This window comes from Mycobacterium sp. WUMAC-067 (assembly GCF_020217485.1).
In the GTDB taxonomy this organism is placed as follows: domain Bacteria; phylum Actinomycetota; class Actinomycetes; order Mycobacteriales; family Mycobacteriaceae; genus Mycobacterium.
This window is the reverse complement of record NZ_JAEKMI010000178.1, coordinates 1-636: the sequence shown is the minus strand read 5'-3', so window position 1 is coordinate 636 and position 636 is coordinate 1. Positions and strand designations below refer to the sequence as shown.

General features: G+C 63.5%; 1 pseudogene. It reads right to left on the bottom strand.

Annotated elements, in window-relative coordinates:
• Positions 1–333 precede the first annotated feature (333 nt).
• Positions 334–636: pseudogene (locus JF781_RS28105) on the bottom strand (integrase); the annotation flags it as partial.

Genomic DNA, 636 nt, shown 5'->3' with positions numbered 1-636 from the left:
TTCGAGACAGGCAAGCTCCACTGCAGACAAAAGCCATCCCGGTGCCGTATCGGCGGACACGGCGGATCCGTCAAGCTCCCGCGGTTCCCCCTGGCCTCAGGGCTTATTCGCGGACGAGGAGTGTCCGGCTGCAGCTGTCCTCTCGCCACGATTCGTTCTCACGACGTGAATCCCGGAATCCGGCAACGCCGTCAGCCCACGTTGCCGACCTCGGCGATCTTGATTCCAGTAAGGAAACTTCTCACATGCTGCGTCGGGGGCGTGATGCATCACGTCAAGTTGCCCGCGAAACCTGATCCATGCATCACGTAAGGAATGCCCGCGAAAACGAGGTCAACTGGCGGTCTTGTTCTGGATGCGGATGCCGGATCTGACCTCGGGTAGGGCGGTGGGGATGGCGGCGAGGTAGAGGTGTTCGGTCTTGTTCTTGGCGAGTCTGAGCAGGGCGGCTTGTAGATCGGCGATCTGGCGTGCGATCGCGGCGGGGTTCAGGGTGTCGCGGTAGGCAAGCAGCTCCGATTCTTGGGCTGGCGAGAGGACCCCGGCTGCCAGCAGCCGGTCCAGTGGGGTCATGGGCTCGTCGTAGAGGCGGCGGCGCTGGCCGTCGCGGCCAGCGCCGTAGCCGATGGGTTTGAT